A 4,775-nucleotide genomic window follows, 5' to 3' on the forward strand; every position below is an offset into this window, starting at 1 on the left:
CTCGGCCGGCCCGCGGCGGCGAACCGGCTCGCCATCGCCGCCTGTCCTGACGACAGCAGCGAGCACGCCCACCGATCGCGGCGCAGCAGCACCTCGCTGAGGTAGCCCCGGCTGCCCAGGCTCACGAGCACCAGCGGCGGGTCGAGCGACACCGACATCAGCGCCGAGATGGTGACGCCCAGGTCGTCGCGGTCGTCGCGCACGGTGACGACCGACACGCCCGCGGCGAGCTGCCCCATCGCGTCGGTGAACGCGCTCACCGCCGGGCCCCCCGGAAGCCGGGGAGCCCGGCGGGCGGGCGCGTCAGCCCAGGCCGTTCGACGTCAGCCATTCCTTGGCCACCGTGGCGGGCTCGTCCTTGTTGACGGAGATCTTCTGCATCATCTCCAGCAGCGAGTCCGTCGTCAGCTTGGCGGACACGCCGTTGAGCGTGGTCCGGACCGTGTCGTCCGCCTTGGCCTTGTTGACCAGCGGGGTGACGTTCTGCGCCGGGAAGATGTTCTTGGTGTCCTCCAGCGGCGTCAGCTCGTTGACGGTCATCTTCGGGTCGGTGCTGAAGACGTTGCCCACCTGGATGGAGCCGTCCTTGATGGCGTCGGCCGTCGTGGGCCCGGTGGGCTTCCACTCCTTGAACTCGATCCCGTACACGTCCTTGAAGCGCTGCTCCCAGCGGTCCTTGAACTCCGGCGGGCCGCCCACCACCCAGTCCTTGGAGACCTTGGCCAGGTCGTCCATGGTGGAGACCTCGGCGGCGGACTTCTTGGTGACCGAGAGGGTGTCCTTGTCCTCTGCGGGCGAGGAGTCGAGCACCTCCAGCTCCGGCGGCAGCTTCTCCTTCAGCGCCGCGTTGATCTCCTCGGCGGTGGCGGCCGTGGTCTCCTTGTCGACGTAGGCGAGCAGGTTGCCGTTGTACTCGGGAACGACCGACAGCCCGCCGCTCTTCACCTGGTCGTAGACGACCTCGCGGCTGCCGATCCTGGGCTTCTCCTCGACCTGGACGCCCTTGGCCTCCAGCGCCTGGGCGTAGATCGAGGCGAGCAGCACGCTCTCGTCGAAGTCGAACGACCCGATCACGACCGTACCCCCGCCGGAAGCCGTACCGCCCGGCGTCGCGGCCGTGGTCTGCAGCGGGTTGTCACCACCGCCGCCGCCACAGCCGGCCAGCGCGAGCGCCGCGGTCAGGAGCACCGCCGCGGTGCCGAACATGCGTCTCATCAGTTGTTTCCCCTTCTAGCGGGAGGTTGCACCACTGTCACGTACCTTCAGCCGCCGGCTCACCCCCGGAGAGACGGTCACCCTCTGCACGAGGGTGAAGCCGATCTGCACCACGAGCGCGAACAGCACAATCAACACAGAACCCCCGAACACGCTCGCGTAGTCCTGTGTCGCGAAACCGTCGATGACGAACCGGCCGAGCCCGCCGAGTCCGGTGTAGGCCGCGACCGTGGTGGTCGCGACCACCTGAATGGCCGAGAGCCGGAGCCCCAGCAGGATCAGCGGCAGCGCCACCGGCACCAGCACCTGCCCCAGCACCTGCCCGCCACGCAGCCCCATCCCGTACGCGGCGTCGCGCAGCTCGGGGTCGACCCCCCTGATCCCCTCGAAGGTGTTGACCAGGATCGGCGGCACGGCCAGCAGCACCAGCGGGATGATCACCGGCCAGATCGACGCGGTGCCCAGCAGCAGCACGAACAGCACCAGCGCGCCCAGCGTGGGGATCGCCCGGGCCAGGTTGGCCGAGACCACCACGACCAGGTGACCCCGGCCCGTGTGGCCGATCAGCAGGCCGAGCGGCACCGCGACCAGCATGGCCAGGAAGAGCGCCAGCGCCGAGAACTCCAGGTGCTCCAGCAGCCGCACCGGGATCCCGTACGGCCCGGACCAGCGCTCAGGGGCGCCGAAGAAGTCGATCAGCCAGTTCACGTCGCCCTCCTCGCCCGTTCCCAGGGGGTGAGCAGCCGTTGCGCGAGCACCAGCAGCCCGTCGGCGACCAGCGCCAGCAGCACGATGAGCCCGATGCCGACCACGACCGGCGGCAGGAACGGGTTCTGGTACGCGCGGGTGAACAGCATGCCGAGCCCGCCCTGCCCGATCAGCGCGCCCACGCTGACCAGGCTGATGCTGGAGACGGCCACCACCCGCAGCCCGGCGATCACGACCGGCGCGGCGATCGGCAGCTCCACCCGGACCAGCCGGCGCAGCGGCGTGAAGCCCATGGCCACGGCCGACTGGCGGACGTGGTCGGGCACCGCGCCGATGCCGTCGACCACGGCGGGGATGAGCACGGCCATCGCGTAGAAGGTCAGCGGGATGATCACGGTGACGGGTGAGAGCCCGGTGGCCGAGATCAACATCATGAACAGCGGCAGCGACGGCAGCGCGTAGAGCACGTTGAACAGGGCCGAGGTGGGCTGGTAGAGCAGCCGCCACCGGATGCAGGCCAGCCCGAGCGGCAGGGCCAGCGCCAGCCCGGCGACGACGGGCACCAGCGACATCAGGAGGTGGTCGCCGAGCAGGTCCTTGATGCTGCCGGCGCGCCCGGTGTCCCAGTTGCGGGCGATCCACTCCCACAGGGAAGGGGGGCCGTCACCCATCGGCGGCCTCCGTCAGCGCCTCGTCGAGCGCCTGCCGGGTGGCCACGCCGACGACCTTGCCGTGCTCGTCCACCGCCACCGCGTGGCCGGACGGCGACAGCAGGGCCGCGTCCAGCGCCGCGCGCATCGAGTCGCGGCCGTGGCGGTAGGTGCCCGCGGGCTCCGGCTCCCCCGGCCTGCCGCGCGCCAGCCAGCCGACCGGCCGCCCGTCGGAGCCGACCGCGAGCAGCCACGGCTCGTCGCCGTGCCCTTCCCCTCCCTCCGCGACGGTCAGGTCGGTACGCAGCCGCAGCCGGTCGGTGGAGATGAACTGCAGGCGGCGGATGCCCCGGTCACGGCCGAGGAACTCGCGCACGAAGTCGTCGGCCGGCTCGGCCAGCAGCGTCTTGGGGTCGGCGAGCTGCGCCAGCGTGCCGCCCACCCGCAGCACCGCCACCTGGTCGCCCAGCTTGATCGCCTCGTCGATGTCGTGGGTGACGAACACGATGGTCTTGTTCAGCTCGGCCTGGAGCCTGATCAGCTCGTCCTGCAGGCTGGTGCGGACCACCGGGTCGACCGCGCTGAACGGCTCGTCCATGAGCAGCACGGGCGGGTCGGCGGCCAGCGCCCTGGCCACCCCGACCCGCTGCTGCTGCCCGCCGGACAGCTGGAACGGGTAGCGCTCGGCCAGCCCGGGATCGAGCCCGACGCGCTCCAGCAGCTCCATCGCCCGGCCGCGGGCCCGCTTGCGGTCCCAGCCCAGCAGGTACGGGACGGTGGCGATGTTGTCGACCACCTTGCGGTGCGGGAACAGGCCCGCCTGCTGGATCACGTACCCGATGCCGCGGCGCAGCACGGGAGGGTCGACGCTCTGCACAGGAGTGCCGTCGAGCAGGATCCGGCCCTCGCTGGGGTCGATCATCCGGTTGATCATCCGGAGCGACGTCGTCTTGCCGCATCCCGACGGCCCGACGAGCACGGTGATCTCCCCCGTGCGCGCCTCAAGGCTCAGCGCGTCCACCGCGACCGTTCCGTCCGGATAGCGCTTGGTGACAGCGTCGAAAGTGATCACGCGCGACCTCCCGCATCGAGCAGGGCCGCGACCCCCTGCCACGACCGCCACATGATCTCTCGAACCCACAGACTACGGCGATCCATCCCGATCCGGGACATCAGGTCCGAACTGAACCGCTTCACTGACCTGCGATTCCCCAGGAATTCGCCGCCCGGTAGTGCGCTTCACTTGCGATTGTTGGCATGATTGCCTCCACACTCTCCAGACTCACCGGCGCACCCCCTTCCCCAGCGTCCGCCTTGCCAGCAAGAGGAACCGGTCACCGTGACACACCCGCTCACCGGTCAGCGCTCCCGTCGCGAGCAGATCGCCGAGCTCTACGACAGTCACGCCGCCGGGCTGTTCGTCTACTGTGCCGATCAGCTCGGCGACCCCGGCTCGACCGCCGACGTCCTGGTGTCCGTCCTCACCAGCGCGCCGGAGGACCCCCCGCGAGCCGCCCTGTACGCGTTCGCCCGCCGGGAGATCCACCGGCGCGACGTGGTCTACGCGCCGCCGGTGGTCGACCCGCTGGTGGACCCCGCCTCCGCGCTGGTCGAGCGGATCCTGCGCGAGCTGCGGCCGCAGCAGCGCGAGGTGCTCGTGCTCAGCCACGTCTGCGGGCTCGGCCTCGACGAGCTGGCCTGGGTGCTCGACGTGGCGCCCGACACGGCCGAGGAGCTGGCGCTCAGCGCGGCCCACCGGTTCCGGCAGATCCTCACCATGGCGCTGGCCGCGACCGAGGGACACGTCTCCAAGCCGGTGGCCGACGTCTACGGCGCGCTGTCGGTCGCGCCGCTGCGCGACGTGCTCGGCCGCCTGCCGTGGCCGGAGCCGCCGGGGACGCTCCGCATCAACCTGGCGGGCTCCCACACCGCCGATCCGGCGCCGCTGTTCGTCAAGCCGCGCTGGCCCGTGCCGCCGGCCTGGCCGCAGCCGCTCGGCGAGGCCGACCCGGCGAGCACGACCGGCCTGTTCCCCCGCGACCTGCTCGCCCCGCCGCCTGCGTCCCGCGTCCCCGAGCACGACGCGACCACGGCGCCGATGCCCAAGTACCGCGAGTCCGTCCCGGAGGGCCCCGCCCGGCCCTTCACCGGCGCACGCCCGGGCCCGTCGTCCCTGGCGCCCTTCGACAACCCGGCCTCCCT

General features: G+C 71.5%; 6 protein-coding genes. 1 reads left to right on the forward strand and 5 read right to left on the reverse strand.

The annotated features are described in order from the left end of the window. The 5 genes from OUY22_RS35680 to OUY22_RS35700 form a co-directional block, all read right to left on the reverse strand. The coding region (locus tag OUY22_RS35680) for a flavin reductase (protein ID WP_270159736.1) at positions 1-260 on the reverse strand (260 nt) is incomplete at its 3' end. 43 nt (positions 261-303) lie between these two features. Continuing rightward, entirely contained in the window at positions 304-1,215 is a 912-nt protein-coding gene (locus OUY22_RS35685) for an ABC transporter substrate-binding protein (RefSeq protein WP_270159737.1), read from the reverse strand. 15 nt (positions 1,216-1,230) lie between these two features. After that, entirely contained in the window at positions 1,231-1,923 is a 693-nt protein-coding gene (locus OUY22_RS35690; protein WP_270159738.1) for an ABC transporter permease, read from the reverse strand. Further along, positions 1,920-2,594: an ABC transporter permease gene (locus tag OUY22_RS35695; RefSeq protein ID WP_270159739.1), complete on the reverse strand. Its 675-nt coding sequence runs from the start codon at positions 2,592-2,594 to the stop codon at positions 1,920-1,922. Before OUY22_RS35695 ends, OUY22_RS35690 begins: the two co-directional genes overlap by 4 nt. After that, on the reverse strand, positions 2,587-3,645 hold the full coding sequence (locus OUY22_RS35700; RefSeq protein WP_270159740.1) for an ABC transporter ATP-binding protein: 1,059 nt from the start codon (positions 3,643-3,645) through the stop codon (positions 2,587-2,589). The genes OUY22_RS35695 and OUY22_RS35700 overlap by 8 nt, the downstream gene beginning before the upstream one ends. 267 nt (positions 3,646-3,912) lie before the next feature. Here OUY22_RS35700 and OUY22_RS35705 point away from each other — a divergent pair. Continuing rightward, on the forward strand, positions 3,913-4,775 hold an 863-nt coding region (locus tag OUY22_RS35705), incomplete at its 3' end, for an RNA polymerase sigma factor (protein ID WP_270159741.1).

This window comes from Nonomuraea corallina (assembly GCF_027620315.1).
Taxonomy (GTDB): domain Bacteria; phylum Actinomycetota; class Actinomycetes; order Streptosporangiales; family Streptosporangiaceae; genus Nonomuraea; species Nonomuraea corallina.